This window comes from Oleiphilus sp. HI0128 (genome assembly GCF_001635365.1).
Map to the genome: position 1 here is coordinate 1 of NZ_LWGG01001498.1, position 819 is coordinate 819.

Genomic DNA, 819 nt, shown 5'->3' on the forward strand with positions numbered 1-819 from the left:
GCACGTTCACGAATTGGGCGCTGCTCTTCAAGCACTTTTTCAATTATTGGGTTCTTACATTCCAAACAACCAATGCCTGCACTGGTGCAACCTTCACGAACCCAGCATTTAGTACTTTCGTCGGAATAAACATCATGCAACTTCCACACAGGGCACTTATCTGGATCACCCGGATCAGATAAGCGTACACGTTGTGGGTCTGTCTGCATGGTTCGTATTTTTTGAGTAACCGAATCCGGATCCTCACGTAAGCCAATAGTATTGCCGTAAGATTTGGACATTTTCTGACCATCTAAACCTGGCATCTTCGATGCTTCAGTCAATAATGGCTGAGGCTCAGGTAGAATCACTTTACCGCCTCCCTCAATAAAACCAAACAAGCGTTCACGATCGCCTAGTGATATATTTTGCTGGTCTTTGATCAAAGCTCTTGCAGTTTCCAAAGCCTCATCGTCGCCCTGTTCTTGGAATCGCTTCTGTAAATTACGATAAAGCTTGGCGTTTTTCTTACCCATTTTCTTTATCGCTGCTTCAGCCTGCTCTTCAAAACCCGGATCTTTACCATATAAATGATTAAAGCGACGAGCAATTTCACGCGTCAATTCGACATGAGCTACCTGGTCAGCACCAACAGGAACAAAACCCGCACGATAAACTAAGATGTCAGCACTTTGTAATAATGGATAACCTAAGAAACCGTAAGTTGCCAAATCTTTTTCTTTCAACTTCTCTTGCTGGTCTTTGTAAGTTGGTACACGTTCCAGCCAACCTAAAGGCGTCATCATTGACAACAATAGGTGCAACTCTGCATGTTCAGGC

The 819-nt window shown here is 43.8% G+C and carries 1 protein-coding gene; it reads right to left on the bottom strand.

The window, feature by feature from the left end:
• The coding region (locus A3763_RS24690; RefSeq protein ID WP_068760681.1) for a tryptophan--tRNA ligase at positions 1-819 on the bottom strand (819 nt) is incomplete at both ends.